This is a genomic window from Brevundimonas sp. 'scallop' (assembly GCF_011045535.1).
Classification (GTDB): domain Bacteria; phylum Pseudomonadota; class Alphaproteobacteria; order Caulobacterales; family Caulobacteraceae; genus Brevundimonas; species Brevundimonas vesicularis.
This window is the reverse complement of the sequence record NZ_CP039382.1, coordinates 292406-306122: the sequence shown is the minus strand read 5'-3', so window position 1 is coordinate 306122 and position 13717 is coordinate 292406. Positions and strand designations below refer to the sequence as shown.

Below are 13717 nucleotides of genomic sequence, written 5' to 3'. Positions count from 1 at the left end.
ACGCCATGAACGAGACCATCCACATCCGCGCCTACCGCGCGGAAGACCTCGATGTGCTGATCGACCTGTTCGCTGGATCAGTGAGGCATGTGGCCAGCCGGGACTACAGCCCGACCCAGATCGACGCATGGGCGCCGGTCGCTGTGAACCGAGAGCAGTGGGCGACGCGCCTCGGCGGCCGACCGACCTTCGTGGCGGAAGTCGCCGGAGAAATCGCGGGCTTCAGCGATCTGGAGCCAGACGGCCACATCGACATGATGTTCGTCCACGCAGACCACCAAGGCCGAGGCGTCGCGCGTGCCCTGCTGGATCACATCCACGACCATGCGAACCGACACGGCATCGACCGGCTGTTCACCGAGGCCAGCATCACCGCCCGCCCGTTCTTCGAACGCAACGGCTTCGAGGTGATCGAGGCGCAGGACGTCGAACTCCGGGGAGAGACCTTCCGCAACTACCGCATGGCCAAGGCCCTCTCCGCGCCGATCTGATTGACGCCCCGCCGATCCATGAGACCTTCTGATGGATGAAGCGATGCGGCCTCTACGTCAGATGTTCGACCGACCAGCAAACGGTCGAGAACCAGATACGCATCCTCACCGACGTCGGCGAAAAGGCGGGCTGGACCATCGTGCGGGTGTTCGAGGATCAGGCGATCTCGGGCGCCAAGGGCCGGGACCAGAGGCCGGGCTACGACGCCCTCTTGAAGGCGATCCACCGGCGAGAGATCGACATCTGCGCGGCTTATGCGGTGGACCGTCTGGGACGCTCCTTGAGCGATCTGGTGGCCTTCCTGTCCGACATCCAAGCCCGTGGCTGCGACCTCTATCTGCACCAGCAGTCCGTCGATACGAGCACACCCTCCGGCAGGATGCTCTTCCAGATGTTGGCCGTGTTCTCCGAATTTGAGCGCGAACTGATCAGGGGCAGGGTCCGAGCGGGCCTCGCCCGTGCTCGTGCGAAAGGCGTCCAGTTCGGTCGCCCCAGTCTGTCACCCGACCGTGTGGAGAGGGTCGAGAAGGCCCTGAAGGACGGTCAGAGCATCCGAGCGGTAGCGAAGGCGACCGGCACTTCCACGGCATCGGTCCAGCGCATCAAACGCTCCATGCTCGCGGTCGAGGAAGGCCGTCTGGAGAGCGTTGCCTCCTGACGTCAGGGACGGCGGAGGTGTGAGCCTCGACTGCACCGTCAGCTTTTCCGAAGCATTAGCCACAACGAACAGGCGACGGTGGCAAAGGCTGTGATCATGCCTCCGACATGTCCTGCAATCATAGACAAGATGCCAACGCCGGTTGCCGTCACCAGCCCAAGGCCACCCATGACGCGCCCGTAGCGGAGATAAAAACGGTCACGTTTCCGCTCTTTCACCTCTCGCTCAAGCGACATCTGGGTAGCGAAATGCTGTTCCGTTTGTCGGCTCTCCTCAAGAACAGACTCGATGCTCAAGCCGCGCCGACGAGCAGTATCATTCAGCGCGACGCGCGCCTCCTCTTCGAACGTGATCGGTGCCCGATGAAGCTCAAGCAAAAGATGCTTCAACTCCGCATCGCCGAGGCTCGAAAAACGCTGTGTCATCCCGATCTCCTCCCCTTGGAATCGACTACACCTTGCTGACGTTGTGACCGCCCGGCGCCGACAGGATCGGTCATAGGCGTCCAGCCATCGTCGCTCAAAGCGTTGACGGGAATCGCTTCCCTCACGATGGCTGGATGCTCCAGATCAGGGGCACCGCTATGACCGAGGAAAACCACCACCCGAGGAATCCTGTCGGGTGCGCCAGCCTTCCAAACATCGTTGAAAACGCTGCGGAAATACCGTCCGCCGGACCGTCTTTCGACGATTGCTACACATCCTTGCTACATAATTCGACTGACGATCAGGGGCTAAAGCGTTCTGATCGTTGAGACCAAGGGAGCCCAGATGACCAAATTTCGTTGGAATGATCCCCCAAATGAACGCGATCCAGCCAACTACGATCCAGATCGCGATCCGAAGCTGATGTTCACTGGAAGGAAAGACGGCCACTCCATCACAGAACGCCAAACAATACTGAACAGAATAATCGAAATAGACGATTTGATAATAACCTACGAGGCCGAAGTTGAACCATACGCGCCTGATCCCGGCTTTCTGATGGGAGATGACCTGAAACGATACGAAGAGCTAAATAATTTCGACCACTCTTTTAGCAGCACTGGCGATGGAGGCGCGCTGATTGCGAGGGAAGTTTCACGCCTAAAGGCGGAGCGACTGGAATTGATAGAACGCCTTGCTGCCTTCCCTCGGACCGATAGATTTTGAAGTGAGCGGCATGAAGTGCCCAAAACCTATCAGCAACACGCTGCGAGCATTTCCGCACTATCTCCGCATTGCGAGGTGCGACAGATCAAGACCGGGATAGCTTACGCGGTCGATGGCTTCTTTCAACGTCGCCATCCGGTAGCCGCTGCCATAGGCGTCAAAAACAGAAGTGCCGCCGCTCGCTGTCGTCCAGCCGCCTAACGCCAGTGCGATGTCACGGTCGATGCGCGCTTCACGGAGGGCGTCACGGAAGCCGTGCCGAAAGCTGTGAAAGCAGGTCTTTGGTGAATCTGCTCCCGCTTTGACGACGAAGCGGCGAAACCACGCAGAGAAGGTCGAAGACCTATACCCCGTGGCCCCCATCGCCACTTCGCCGAACAGCTTAATCTCGCCAGCCCGCTTTCGTTGGCGCACAAAATCCATGAACCCGAGATCGAGCAAGGTCGCGTGGACCGGCACGATGCGCTCGCTGGAGGCGGTCTTCAGTCGCTTGTCGGTCTGCTCGCCTTCCGACCTTTCGGTGATGACGAAGCAGTCCACCTCGTCGACCCGCCGGATGTCGGCTGCGTCAAATTGGCAGGCCTCGTTCAGACGTAGGCCACCAAAAAGCGACAAGAGGGGAATCCAGAACCGAGCGTTGCGGGGTTGCTCTGGGCCGGGCGTGGCGTAGCCGTGTCCGTCGTCGCGGCAGCCGGTGTAGAGAGGTGCCGAGAAAATCGCCTGCAACTGGGCTGGAGCGAATGGACGCCGCTTGTCCCGGCGAGCCACAGGGTCGGGAACGCGCAGGCCTTGCGCCGGATTGCGGTCGAGCAATTCCTCCTTCACCGCCCAGTTCAGCACCCCGCCGAGCTTGTTCAGGTAGGTGTTAATGTTGGAGGCGTTGATCAGGTCCGTGCGTCCTTCGGTCTTCGCTCGTTCTGCGATTTCGATGGGATCGAGCTTGGGGAACAACTTTGAGGCGTTGCGCGGCTGCCAACGCAGGACCTCGATCATCTCGCGGCATTGGCTACGGGTGATGCTTCGGACTGGCGTGTCCTTGCCGAGGATCGACAGCACGGTCCGCTTGGTCGTCTGGTAGGCCATGCGCGTAGTCGGCGACCAATCCCGCGTCGGATCGTTCATGTAGGCATCGTAGAGGTCGTCGAGCGTGACGCCGGTCGGAGCTTCCGCTTCTGCGACTATCGGCGCCGCCACGACTGGCGCGCGTTCGTCAAATCTCTCCAACACGATCTTATCGATGGTCAGGCCGACCTTCGAACGCGCAACTTCGAACTCATGCTCGATCTGCGCGGCGACTCGTAGGGCGCGACGCTTGGCCACCGTTGGGCTGTCCGTCCCCAACGATCTCCAGATTTCTTTCCTGCCGATAATGCCCCGAAGGGCCTCGGGCACCCGCCGCCGGTAGTAGATGCGACCACCACCTCGTTCGACCAAATGCGTTCGAACATTGTGTAGCGGGTTTTTGTAGCAAGCCTTGCGCCGTTTTCCTGAATGATCAGAACGCTTTAGCCCCTGATCGTCAGTCGAATTATGTAGCAAGGATGTGTAGCAATCGTCGAAAGACGGTCCGGCGGACGGTATTTCCGCAGCGTTTTCAACGATGTTTGGAAGGCTGGCGCACCCGACAGGATTCGAACCTGTGACCTCTGCCTTCGGAGGGCAGCACTCTATCCAGCTGAGCTACGGGTGCGTCGGCCGGCGCGACGCCGGAACAGGCCGCTTACAGCATGGCGCAAGCGGCCTCAATCCCGAATGCGCGGATGACGACCGGATGGCCTCCATCAATCACCGACAAGGAAGGCCAGCGGCCTCAAGCAGCGCGAAGCGCGGTAGGCCCAAAAAGAAAGCAGTAGGGCGCTCGCGCCCTACTGCGCCGTCATGCCGCCGTCGATCTTGAACTCGGACCCCGTGACGAACTTGGATTCGTCGGACGCCAGATAGAGGACGCAGTAGGCGACGTCGTCGGGTTCGCCGATCCGCTTCAACGGAATGCCACGCGCGAGGCGCTCGTGCGCCTTGTCCTCGTCCCCGCCGGCCATAGCGATGAAGGGATCCAGGATGGGCGTCTTGATGAAGACGGGATGGACCGAGTTGCAGCGCACGTTCCATTCGGCCTTGGCGGCCTCCAGCGCCAGCGTCTTGGTGTACATCCAGACCGCCGCCTTGGTGGCGTTATAGGCGCCCATGCCGGGGGCGGCCGCGAGCCCTGCGATCGAGGAGATGTTGATGATCGAGGCCGGAGCCGAGGCGCGCAGATGCGGCATGGCGTGTTTGGCCCCCAGCATGATGGAGCGCAGATTGATCTCGTACTGACGCTGCCAGTTCTCGATCGTGTCCTGCTCGACGAAGGCCAGGGGGCCGCCGACGCCGGCGTTGTTGACCAGCACCGACAGGCCGCCGAGATCGGCGACAGCGGCGGCGATCACGCCTTCCCATTCGGCCTCGCTGGCCACGTCGTGGGCATAGGCGAAGGCGGCGTCCGGAACTTCCGCATTGATCCGGCTCGCCAAGGCTTGAGCGCGTGCGGCGTCGATGTCGGTGACGGCGACGCGGGCGCCCTCGCGGGCCAGCATGAAGGCCATGGCTTCGCCCAGGCCGCCGGCCGCGCCGGTGATCAGGGCCGTCTTGCCGGCGACGCGGCCGGAACGCGCGGAGCCGCTCACGACTTCACCCCCATGCCGGCGGCGGCGGCGTCAATGAAGCGGGCCAAGGTCACGTCCTTGTCCGTCACGCCATCGGCGTCGTGGGTGGTGAGCAGGATCTCGACGCGGTCGTAGACATTCGACCATTCGGGATGGTGGTCCATCTTGTCGGCCATCAGGGCGACGCGGGTCATGAAGCCGAAGGCGGCGTTGAAATCCGCGAACTTCAGCGTCCGCGTGATGGCCGGGCGATCGCCGTCATGCGCTCGCCAGGCGGGCAAATCCTTCAGCGTTTCCGCTACGTCAAGCCGTGTGTCGGTCATCGCGTTTCCTCTTTTTCTTTGGCGTAGGGCGCCTGATGGATGGCGGCAAGCGGCGAAGCCGCGCGGATCCGTCCAGGGAACCCATGGTCAAGCTTGTGCATTGATCGAGCAGCGATCGTCGCTCTTCGGCGTCATCGGTCGCCAGCGGGGTTAGGATGGAAAATCTCTGGATCGCCGCTCTGGATGCGGCCGACCGCAAGCGGATCGAACCGCATTTGAAAGAGCGCGAGATCACACGCGGCCAGATGCTCTATGACGCCGGCGAGGCGGTCGATCAGGTGTGGTTTCCGATCAAGGGCGTGGTGTCGCTGATGACCATCCTGCCGGATGACAAGATGGTGGAGACGGCCGCCATAGGGCGCGAAGGCCTGATCGGCGTGACCTGCGGACCGTTCAACGCCCGCGCCGCCAGTCGGGCCATTTCGCAACGCGACGGGATCGCGGCTCATTGCTCGGCCGAGGTGTTCGGCGAGGCGCTGGAAGACAGCGAGACGCTGCGCTCGGCCCTGTCGCGCTTCACTGAAGGCTTGATGGCGCAGGTGCAGCAGGCGGCCGCCTGCAACGCCCAGCATCGGCTGGACGAACGGTTGGCCCGCTGGCTGCTGATGCTTCACGACCGGGCCGAGGACGACCGGATCGATCTGACGCAGGCTGATATCGCCGGCATGCTGGGCGTGCGTCGCGCCACGGTGTCGGAGGTCGGCACCGTACTGGAGCGCAAGTCGCTGATCCAGCGGGGACGCGGCTGGGTCAGGGTGCTGGATCGCGACGGTCTGGAGGCGGCGTCGTGCGGCTGTTACGGCCTGATGCGCGACGTGATGAAGGATTTGAAACTGCCGCAGCCCGAAGCGGCCTGATCGGGTGCCTCATCGGATGACGGGGGCGCTGCGACGCGCTAGACGATGCCCATGACCGACGCCTCCTCCCACGGCCCGCATTCGTCGGGTGATCGTTCCTCCTTCGGCTTTCGCGACGTGGATGCGCGCGAGAAGGTGAAGATGGTGCGCGGGGTCTTCGATTCCGTCGCCTCCAACTACGATGTGATGAACGACCTGATGAGCGTGGGCGTCCACCGCATCTGGAAGGACATCGCCGCCGCCAAGCTGAACCCGCGTCCGGGCGAGACCATTCTGGACGTCGCGGGCGGCACCGGCGACATGGCGCGTCGCTATTCCAAGACGGCGCGCGCGGCGCAGGAGCGGCGCGGCGGCGAGGACGCCAATGTCATCGTGCTGGACTACAACGCCGAGATGATCCTGGCGGGCGTCCACAAGGGCGGCGAACCGGAGATGCAGTGGAGCGTCGGCGACGCAATGAACCTGCCGCTGCCGGACGCCTCGGTCGACGCCTATTCGATCAGTTTCGGCATCCGCAACGTGGCCCATATCGACAAGGCTCTGGCCGAGGCGCGCCGGGTGCTGAAGCCGGGCGGTCGGTTCCTGTGCCTGGAGTTCTCGCGCCCCACGACCACGCCGATCCGCAAGGTCTATGACGCCTGGTCTTTCCACGCCATTCCGCGCATCGGCGGCTGGGTCGCCAAGGATCGCGACAGCTATCAGTATCTGGTCGAGAGCATCCGTCGCTTCCCCGATCAGAATACGTTCAAGGGCATGATTGAGGACGCCGGCTTCCGCCGCGTGTCCGTCACCAATCTGTCGGGCGGGATCGCCGCCATCCATCATGGGTGGGCGATCTGACCAGCCGGATCTATCGCACGGCCCCGCCGCCGCCCGCGACGGTCGCGGTCCAGAACCCGGTTGCGTCCTTCCTGCGCCTACTGGGCTGGCTGTGGGTCTTGGCGCGTCATGACGCCCTGATCCCGCGCGAGGTGACCCATCTGCTGCCGGCCTGGACGCGGCCGTTCGCACGGTTCGTGCAACTGTTCTCAGGTCGGGCCGGGCGTCAGGGGCGGCCGGGCCAGAGGCTGGGCAAGGCGTTCGAGCATCTGGGCCCTGTGGCGATCAAACTGGGTCAGGTCCTGGCGACGCGCGCCGATATCTTCGGGCTGGAATTCGCGCGCGATCTTGGCCGGTTGAAGGACGCCCTGCCGCCCTTCTCTCTGGAAGAGGCGCGTCGCGAGATCGAGAAATCGCTGGGTCGTCCGGCCGAAAGCCTGTTCATCGACCTCAGTCCGCCGGTCGCCGCCGCCTCCCTGGCCCAGGCGCACCGCGCGACCCTGGCTGATGGGCGGGCCGTCGCGGTCAAGGTGCTTCGGCCGGGGGTCGAGCGGCGGGTCGCCAACGGCCTGGATTCGATGCGGCTGGCCGCGCGGCTCGTCTGGCGGCTCGTGCCGATGGCGCGGCGTCTGGAGCCGTCCGCCTTTGTCGAGACCATCGCCAACTCGCTGGATCTGGAGCTGGACATGCGGTTGGAGGCCGCCGCCGCCAGCGAGATGGCCGAGGTCTTGGCCAAGGACGGATATATGTCCGCGCCGGCCGTGATCTGGGACGGGGTGGGCAAGCGCGTGCTGACGCTGGAGTGGGCGCAGGGGGTTCCCATGACGGATCCGGCGCTGCTGGACCTGCCGGGATTGGACAAGGATCAGCTGGCCGACAATGTCGTGCGCGCCTTCCTTGTCCAGGCGTTGGACCACGGGGTGTTCCACGCCGACCTGCATGAGGGCAATCTGTTCGCCAGCGCGCCAGCCCATCTGACGGCGATCGATTTCGGCATCGTCGGGCGGCTGGGACCGGCGGAGCGGCGCTATCTGGCCGAGATTCTGTGGGGCTTCATCAGCCGCGACTACGACCGGATTTCGCGCGTGCATTTCGAGGCCGGCTACGTCCCGCCGCACCACTCGGTCGAGACCTTCGCCCAGGCCCTGCGCGCCGTCGGCGAGCCGGTGATCGGCCGCGCCGCCAGCCAGGTGTCGATGGGCCGGCTGTTGGGCCAGTTGTTCGAGATCACCGCCCTGTTCGACATGCGGTTGCGGCCCGAACTGATCCTGCTGCAAAAGACCATGGTCTCGGTCGAGGGCGTGGCGCGCCGGCTGCAACCCGATCACGATCTGTGGAAGGCCGCCCAGCCGGTGGTCGAACGCTGGATCCGCCGCGAGCTGGGACCGCAGGCCCAGGCGCGTGACGCGATCAACGAAATGATCGCCGCCGCCCGCGCCATCTCGCGCCTGGTTCAGGAGCCGCCGCGCCCGGCGGCCGTGGTCATCGAAAAGTCGGGAACTCCGGCTTGGGTGACGGCTTCAGTCACGGTCGCGGTCATCGCGGCTTTGGCGGCCCTGGGCCTTTCGCTCTGGCCCTATCTGACTTGACCGGAGCTTTCGCTATGAAGCCGACCTTGATGAAGACCGCTATTGCAGCCGCCGTGCTGGTGGCGCCCATGCCCGCCTTGGCTCAGGCCGCCGCCGGCGCCGTGCCGAACGCCTTCGACCGCCCGGCTCAAGCCGCAGCGCCTCAAGCCCGCCCTGCCGCTGCGCCCGGAACGGCGTCCGCCGCCCAGGCTCCCGACATCGCCCGTTCGGAAGAGGCGCTGCGCGCCGTGATCGCCAGCGCCCAGGGGGCCGGTTTTGACTATTCGGATTTCACTACCGGCCTTGGAACCCAGATCCGTCAGCAGGAGGCGCAGGTGGTCCCGCTGATCAAGGGCTTCGGCGCCGTCAAGACGGTCGAATACGTCAAACAGGAAGGCGAGGCCCAAATGTTCAAGGTCACCTTCGACAATCAGGTTACCGAATGGCTGATCGGCTTCGACGCCGAGGACAAGATCGCCGCCCTGCTGTTCCGCCCGGCCGAGAGCTGATCGTCAGTCCAGCGAAGGCTTGCCGCGCCCCGACTTGATCGAGGCGCGGGTCGTCTTGGCCTTGAGGCGGCGTTCCTTGGACGCCTTGGTCGGCCGGGTCGGCACGCGATAGACGGGACGGATCGAGGCCTCGTCGACCATGGCCTGAAGCCGGTCGATGGCGTCGGCGCGATTGCGCTCCTGGGTGCGGTGACGCACGGCGGTGATCAGGATCACGCCTTCCAGCGTCAGCCGGCTGCCGGCCAGCTTCATCAGCCGCGCCTTGACCGGATCGGTCAGCGACGGCGAGTTCTTCACATCGAACCGCATCTGAACGGCGGTCGACACCTTGTTGACGTTCTGCCCGCCAGGACCGCCCGCGCGGTAGAAGTGAAACTCCAGCTCGTCCTCGGGGATGACAGTGGTCATGTCGCCGCCTTGCGCGCCTTGACCACCGCCTGATCCAACGCCTGCAAGAAACGCGAACGGTCAGCGGCCGAGAACGGCGGCGGACCGGATGTGGCCACGCCCATCGACCGCAGATGCTCGCCCACCATCCGTCCGGCAAGGGCCGAGCCGATGGAGTCCGGGGTGAAGGGCTGGCCGTTCGACTTCAGCGCCTGTGCGCCCGACTTCAGACAGCGGTCCGCCAAGGGGATATCGGCGGTGATGACCACGTCGCCTACGCCCGCCCGCTCAGCGATCCAGTCGTCGGCGATGTCGGGGCCGGCGTCCACCACCACCTGTTCGATCAGCGGCTCGCGCGGAACCTGCATCCAGGTGTTGGAGACGACATAGGTCTTCAGCCCATAGCGGCGTGCGACGCGATACACCTCTTCCTTCACGGGGCAGGCGTCGGCGTCGATGTAGAGCACGGTGGGCATGGGCCTGACCTAGCGCGGACGCGGCCAATGAAAAAGGGCGGGACCGTCCGGCCCCGCCCTTTCCGTTCAGACCAAAGCGGTCCTCAGTTGCGATAGGCCGGCGGCATCGGCGTCTGCTGGCGATAGCGGTCGCGCAGCATCAGCGGGCGGCTGGTCAGGGGCTGTTCGACGCCATTGACGAAGACGGCCGACGGCTGGCTGAGCGGCTCCAGCGGATCGCCAGACCAAACCACCACGTCACCCGCTGCGCCCGGCGCGATCTGGCCGAACTGACCGGCCATGCCGAAGATCCTGGCCGGATTGATCGTCAGGGCGGCGATGGCTGCGCTATAGGGCAAGCCGTGCGAGACGGCGTTGCCCGCGTTGTAACGGGCCTCGCGTGCGCGGTGGGTCGAGCCCTCGTTGCCCTTGATCGCGATGACGACGCCCGCCGCGTTCAGAGCCGCTGCGTTTTCCGCCCGCGCCGCCCGCATCTCGAAATCGCTGGGCAGGTTGGAGATGGGGTTCAGCAGCACCGGCACGCCGGCTGCGGCGATGTCACCGGCGACCAGCCAGCCTTCCTCGGCGCCGTCCAGGATCAGTTTGATCCCTTCCTCACGCGCCAGGCGCAGCACCTGCTGAATGTCCGAGGCGCGGTGGACGGTCACGATCAGCGGCATCGTCCCGTTGGCGACGGGGATCAGAGCCTCAAGATCGGCGCGCGACAGGCTGAGATCGCGCAGGCCTGCCCGCTCATAGGCCGACTTGTTGCGGGCATAGAGGCGAACCTCCGACAGCGTCTCCTTGAACAGGACGAACTGCGCCCCGCGCGCGCCGCCGGCGATATTGGCGCCCGCTTCGCCGAAGGGGGCGACCATGGCCACGCGCGGCTTGACCAGGATGTTCGAGCCTTGACCCAGGTTTATGATCGCCGCCTGACCCGCGAACAGGCCCGGCGTCTGATAGCCGCCGTCGCCGGCGCCGGCCGTCTCGTCCTCATGGACGTGGCCGCCGGACGAGCCGGGATGCTGGGGCACGACGATGGCGCGGGTGATTCCGCCCAGCCGCGCGACCGGCAGGGTGAAGGACCAGGGGTCCAGGCCGTAGGAGATGTCGAAGGCGGCGCTGAGCGTATTGGCGCTGTTGCGCAGTTCGTTGGTGCCGCTGACCGAACTGACCTCGGTCCCGGCCAAGCCGGAATCCACGGCGACGAAACCGGGCGCGACCGTCTTGCCCACTGCGTCGATGACGCGGGCGCCGGACGGCGCGCCGCCTGAGCCCACCGAGACGATCTTACCGTCGCGGATCACGACCGTGCCGTTTTCGATGACGGAGTCGCCGGTCAGGATTCGCCCGCCGACAATGGCGACGGTTTCTTGCGCCATCGCAGGAACGGCGAGAGACAGGGCCGCGACGGCGCCCGCGAGGATGTGAGACAGGCGCATCAGCGGGCTCCTTCCGTGACGTTGGCGGCGGTCAGGCCATAGCCCGGCTGACCCAGTTCGAAGTCGCTGGTCGGCTGATAGGCGGGGTTGCTGCGATCAAAGGTCAGGGCGCCGTCGATGAAGACCTGATCCGCGCGGGCGTAGATCGAGAAGGGATCGGCGCTCCAGATCACCACGTCGGCGCGCTTGCCGGGCTCCAGCGACCCGGTCTGGTCGGCGATGCCGATGGCCTTGGCGGCGTTGGAGGTGATCCAGCCGATGGCGTGCTCTTCGGAAATGTTCAGCCCGGCGCGGCGACCGGCCGAAAGCGCGGCGGCGGCTTCCTGGTTCAACCGTTGGGTCAGTTCGGCGTCGTCGGAGTGGATGACGGCGCACGATCCCTGTTGGGCGTCGACCAGGGCGGCGTTCTCCTCAATGGCGTCCAAGGCCTCCATCTTGAAGCCCCACCAGCCGGTCCACATGGCCGCGCAGATGCCGTTGGCGGCCAGTTGCGGCGCCAGCTTGTAGGCTTCGGTGGCGTGGTGGAAGGTCGTGATGCGGTAGCCGAACTCCTTGGCCATATCCATCATCAGGGCCATCTCGTCGGCGCGGTAGCAGTGGTTCTGGATCAGGATCGAGCCGTCCAGAACGCCCATCAGGGTTTCGTTCTGCAGGTTGCGGGTCGGGGCGGCGCCTTCGCCGTCCTCGCGCCACTTGTCCCACTTGGCCTTGTAGTCGCGCGCGGCGATGAAGGCGGCGCGATAGCCGGCCATATTGCCCATGCCCGTCGCCGGGCTCTGGTTGCGGCCGCCATAGACGCGCGACGGGTTCTCGCCGCAGGCCATCTTGACCGTATAGGGCGCGGCCGGGAACTTCAGGCCTTGCATGGTGATCGAGGGGACGTTTCGGATCGTGACGCCCCGGCCGCCGAACAGATTGGCCGAGCCGGGCAGGATGTGAAGCGTGGTCACGCCGCCGGCGCGGGCGGTGTTGAAACCAGGGTCCTGGGGCCAGAGCGAATGTTCGGCCCAGACCTGGGCGGTGTTCGGGCTGGTCGCCTCGTTGCCGTCGCTCATGCCCGAGACGCCGGGAGACGGATAGACGCCCAGGTGGCTGTGCACGTCGATGACGCCGGGGGTGACATAGCGGCCGCGCGCCTCGACGACGCGATAGCCGGAAGGGACGGGGGTCGAGGCGTCACCGACGGCGCCGATCTTGCCGTCAGTGACCACGACCACGCCGTTCTCGATCTTGCGATCCGTGCCGGTCAGGACGGTTGCGCCGACCACGGCGAAGTTCTCGCGCGGCAGGGGCTGATAGGTGGAGGGATAGGGATCCAGCGTCGTCGCAGGATCCAGACCGGCGGCCAAGGTCCGCTCCTTCGACGGTTTCGCGGCCGTATCATCAGGGGTCGAGCTGGTGGTGGCGCAGGCCGACAGGCCCAGCACGGCGCATGTAATGGCCGCGAGGCTGACGCCCCGCAGATGATGTCCGATCATCGAAATCCCTCTCCCGCGAAGCGTCAGCCCCGACGCCGCTTGTGATCGGCATAGAAGGGCGTTCGGCCGCGACCGTCAAAAGGTTTCGGCGTTCGTCTTCTGGACGCTAGTTCTGGACGCTTTGGCCGGCGACGGCTAACGGCAGACGCATGAACGCCGATGACCATCCCGAGGACGAAAACCCGCATCTCGACCGCCCGCTGCGATCGTTCGGCCGCATCAAGGCCCGCCCCATTAAGCCCCGCCAGGCGGCATTGATGGAGACCCTGCTGCCCGAGATCGCCGTGCCCGATCCCAAGGCCGGGCCGCTGGACCCCAAGACGATGATGCCCGAGGCGACCGAGGTCTGGCTGGAGATCGGCTTCGGCGGCGGCGAGCATATGGCCGCCCAGGCGGCGACGCGGCCCGACGCCCTGGTGATCGGCTGCGAGCCCTTCCTGAACGGGGTCGCCTCGGCCCTGCGTCACGTGGAAGAGGGCGGACTGAAGAACGTCCGCATCCATGCCGACGACGCGCGCGACCTGGTCGACGCCCTTCCGGACGCTTCGGTCGATCGGGTGCTGATCCTGTTCCCCGACCCCTGGCACAAGGCGCGCCACAACAAGCGCCGTCTGCTGCAGGACGAGACGGCCCAGGCCTTCGCACGCATTCTGAAGCCTGGCGGGACCCTGCGCTTCGTCACCGACTGGCTGGACTACGCCGAATGGGCGCTGGAACGGCTGAACCGCACGCCGGGTCTGGAGCGAATGGGTCCAGCCGACCAAGACTGGTTCGTCCCGCCCGCCGACCATGTCGTGACCCGCTACGAAGAAAAGAAGCTTGGCGACACCACGCCTGTGTTTCTGGAGTTCCGCCGCCTCCGTGAGGCGGCAGACGCGGCGCGGACCGAAAGGGGCTGACAAGCGGATGTGAACGGCCTATATGGGCGCTCAC

At 65.3% G+C, this 13717-nt stretch carries 16 protein-coding genes and 1 tRNA gene; 8 read left to right on the top strand and 9 right to left on the bottom strand.

Going from position 1 to position 13717, the window contains the following annotated elements:
* Positions 1-5 precede the first annotated feature (5 nt).
* The gene (locus E4341_RS01470) at positions 6-491 is read left to right on the top strand and encodes a GNAT family N-acetyltransferase (RefSeq protein WP_165114626.1); all 486 of its coding nucleotides are present in this window, start codon (positions 6-8) and stop codon (positions 489-491) included.
* Positions 492-526: 35 nt separating this feature from the next.
* On the top strand, positions 527-1150 hold the full coding sequence (locus E4341_RS01465; protein ID WP_165114619.1) for a recombinase family protein: 624 nt from the start codon (positions 527-529) through the stop codon (positions 1148-1150).
* 38 nt (positions 1151-1188) lie between these two features.
* On the opposite strand, the gene E4341_RS01460 is transcribed toward E4341_RS01465, so the two are convergent.
* Positions 1189-1575, bottom strand: coding sequence for a hypothetical protein (locus tag E4341_RS01460; RefSeq protein ID WP_165114616.1), 387 nt, complete (start codon positions 1573-1575; stop codon positions 1189-1191).
* Between the two features lie 345 nt (positions 1576-1920).
* Here E4341_RS01460 and E4341_RS01455 point away from each other — a divergent pair, with 345 nt between their 5' ends.
* The gene (locus E4341_RS01455; protein WP_165114613.1) at positions 1921-2301 is read left to right on the top strand and encodes a hypothetical protein; all 381 of its coding nucleotides are present in this window, start codon (positions 1921-1923) and stop codon (positions 2299-2301) included.
* Between the two features lie 57 nt (positions 2302-2358).
* Here the strand turns inward: E4341_RS01455 and E4341_RS01450 are convergent, their stop codons facing one another.
* The 4 genes from E4341_RS01450 to E4341_RS01435 all read right to left on the bottom strand — a co-directional run bounded on the left by E4341_RS01450 (position 2359) and on the right by E4341_RS01435 (position 5266).
* Entirely contained in the window at positions 2359-3693 is a 1335-nt protein-coding gene (locus E4341_RS01450) for a DUF6538 domain-containing protein (protein WP_370458461.1), read from the bottom strand.
* 221 nt (positions 3694-3914) lie between these two features.
* Positions 3915-3991, bottom strand: a tRNA-Arg gene (locus E4341_RS01445).
* Between the two features lie 175 nt (positions 3992-4166).
* The gene (locus E4341_RS01440) at positions 4167-4964 is read right to left on the bottom strand and encodes an SDR family oxidoreductase (RefSeq protein ID WP_165114607.1); all 798 of its coding nucleotides are present in this window, start codon (positions 4962-4964) and stop codon (positions 4167-4169) included.
* Positions 4961-5266, bottom strand: a complete 306-nt coding sequence (locus E4341_RS01435) for a 4a-hydroxytetrahydrobiopterin dehydratase (RefSeq protein WP_165114604.1) — start codon at positions 5264-5266, stop codon at positions 4961-4963. Before E4341_RS01435 ends, E4341_RS01440 begins: the two co-directional genes overlap by 4 nt.
* A 155-nt stretch (positions 5267-5421) precedes the next feature.
* On the opposite strand from E4341_RS01435, the gene E4341_RS01430 reads away from it, so the two are divergent.
* From E4341_RS01430 to E4341_RS01415, 4 genes are read left to right on the top strand one after another with little or no spacing between them, the layout of a single operon-like run.
* Positions 5422-6123 carry a Crp/Fnr family transcriptional regulator gene (locus tag E4341_RS01430; protein WP_055754686.1) on the top strand — a complete coding sequence of 234 codons (702 nt, stop codon included), beginning with the start codon at positions 5422-5424 and terminating at the stop codon, positions 6121-6123.
* 51 nt (positions 6124-6174) lie between these two features.
* Positions 6175-6963, top strand: coding sequence for a class I SAM-dependent methyltransferase (locus E4341_RS01425; protein ID WP_165114601.1), 789 nt, complete (start codon positions 6175-6177; stop codon positions 6961-6963).
* Complete coding sequence (gene ubiB / locus E4341_RS01420; protein ID WP_066553687.1) at positions 6951-8531, top strand: 2-polyprenylphenol 6-hydroxylase; 1581 nt, start codon at positions 6951-6953, stop codon at positions 8529-8531. The genes E4341_RS01425 and ubiB overlap by 13 nt, the downstream gene beginning before the upstream one ends.
* Before the next feature lie 14 nt (positions 8532-8545).
* Positions 8546-9019, top strand: coding sequence for a hypothetical protein (locus E4341_RS01415; RefSeq protein ID WP_165114598.1), 474 nt, complete (start codon positions 8546-8548; stop codon positions 9017-9019).
* Positions 9020-9022: 3 nt separating this feature from the next.
* On the opposite strand, the gene arfB is transcribed toward E4341_RS01415, so the two are convergent.
* From arfB to E4341_RS01395, 4 genes are all read right to left on the bottom strand, one after another.
* Positions 9023-9427: an alternative ribosome rescue aminoacyl-tRNA hydrolase ArfB gene (gene arfB, locus E4341_RS01410; RefSeq protein ID WP_055809476.1), complete on the bottom strand. Its 405-nt coding sequence runs from the start codon at positions 9425-9427 to the stop codon at positions 9023-9025.
* Complete coding sequence (locus E4341_RS01405) at positions 9424-9882, bottom strand: YaiI/YqxD family protein (protein WP_055809473.1); 459 nt, start codon at positions 9880-9882, stop codon at positions 9424-9426. The genes arfB and E4341_RS01405 overlap by 4 nt, the downstream gene beginning before the upstream one ends.
* Positions 9883-9965: 83 nt before the next feature.
* A complete protein-coding gene (locus tag E4341_RS01400) occupies positions 9966-11306 on the bottom strand; it encodes an amidohydrolase family protein (protein ID WP_165114595.1) in 1341 nt (446 codons plus the stop codon).
* Positions 11306-12784, bottom strand: a complete 1479-nt coding sequence (locus E4341_RS01395) for an amidohydrolase (protein ID WP_165114592.1) — start codon at positions 12782-12784, stop codon at positions 11306-11308. Before E4341_RS01395 ends, E4341_RS01400 begins: the two co-directional genes overlap by 1 nt.
* A gap of 149 nt (positions 12785-12933) precedes the next feature.
* Here E4341_RS01395 and trmB point away from each other — a divergent pair, with 149 nt between their 5' ends.
* Positions 12934-13683 (top strand): tRNA (guanosine(46)-N7)-methyltransferase TrmB, encoded by a 750-nt coding sequence (gene trmB, locus E4341_RS01390; RefSeq protein WP_165114589.1) that lies wholly within the window; start codon positions 12934-12936, stop codon positions 13681-13683.
* The last annotated feature ends 34 nt before the right edge of the window (positions 13684-13717 follow it).

Excerpts from the sequence above, each read along its gene's own strand:
- E4341_RS01470 (WP_165114626.1), top strand. The coding sequence starts at position 6 with ATGAACGAGACCATCCACATCCGCGCCTACCGCGCGGAAGACCTCGAT.
- E4341_RS01465 (WP_165114619.1), top strand. The coding sequence starts at position 527 with ATGAAGCGATGCGGCCTCTACGTCAGATGTTCGACCGACCAGCAAACG.
- E4341_RS01460 (WP_165114616.1), bottom strand. The coding sequence starts at position 1,575 with ATGACACAGCGTTTTTCGAGCCTCGGCGATGCGGAGTTGAAGCATCTT.
- E4341_RS01455 (WP_165114613.1), top strand. The coding sequence starts at position 1,921 with ATGACCAAATTTCGTTGGAATGATCCCCCAAATGAACGCGATCCAGCC.
- E4341_RS01435 (WP_165114604.1), bottom strand. The coding sequence starts at position 5,266 with ATGACCGACACACGGCTTGACGTAGCGGAAACGCTGAAGGATTTGCCC.
- E4341_RS01430 (WP_055754686.1), top strand. The coding sequence starts at position 5,422 with ATGGAAAATCTCTGGATCGCCGCTCTGGATGCGGCCGACCGCAAGCGG.
- E4341_RS01425 (WP_165114601.1), top strand. The coding sequence starts at position 6,175 with ATGACCGACGCCTCCTCCCACGGCCCGCATTCGTCGGGTGATCGTTCC.
- E4341_RS01415 (WP_165114598.1), top strand. The coding sequence starts at position 8,546 with ATGAAGCCGACCTTGATGAAGACCGCTATTGCAGCCGCCGTGCTGGTG.
- arfB (WP_055809476.1), bottom strand. The coding sequence starts at position 9,427 with ATGACCACTGTCATCCCCGAGGACGAGCTGGAGTTTCACTTCTACCGC.
- E4341_RS01405 (WP_055809473.1), bottom strand. The coding sequence starts at position 9,882 with ATGCCCACCGTGCTCTACATCGACGCCGACGCCTGCCCCGTGAAGGAA.
- E4341_RS01400 (WP_165114595.1), bottom strand. The coding sequence starts at position 11,306 with ATGCGCCTGTCTCACATCCTCGCGGGCGCCGTCGCGGCCCTGTCTCTC.
- E4341_RS01395 (WP_165114592.1), bottom strand. The coding sequence starts at position 12,784 with ATGATCGGACATCATCTGCGGGGCGTCAGCCTCGCGGCCATTACATGC.
- trmB (WP_165114589.1), top strand. The coding sequence starts at position 12,934 with ATGAACGCCGATGACCATCCCGAGGACGAAAACCCGCATCTCGACCGC.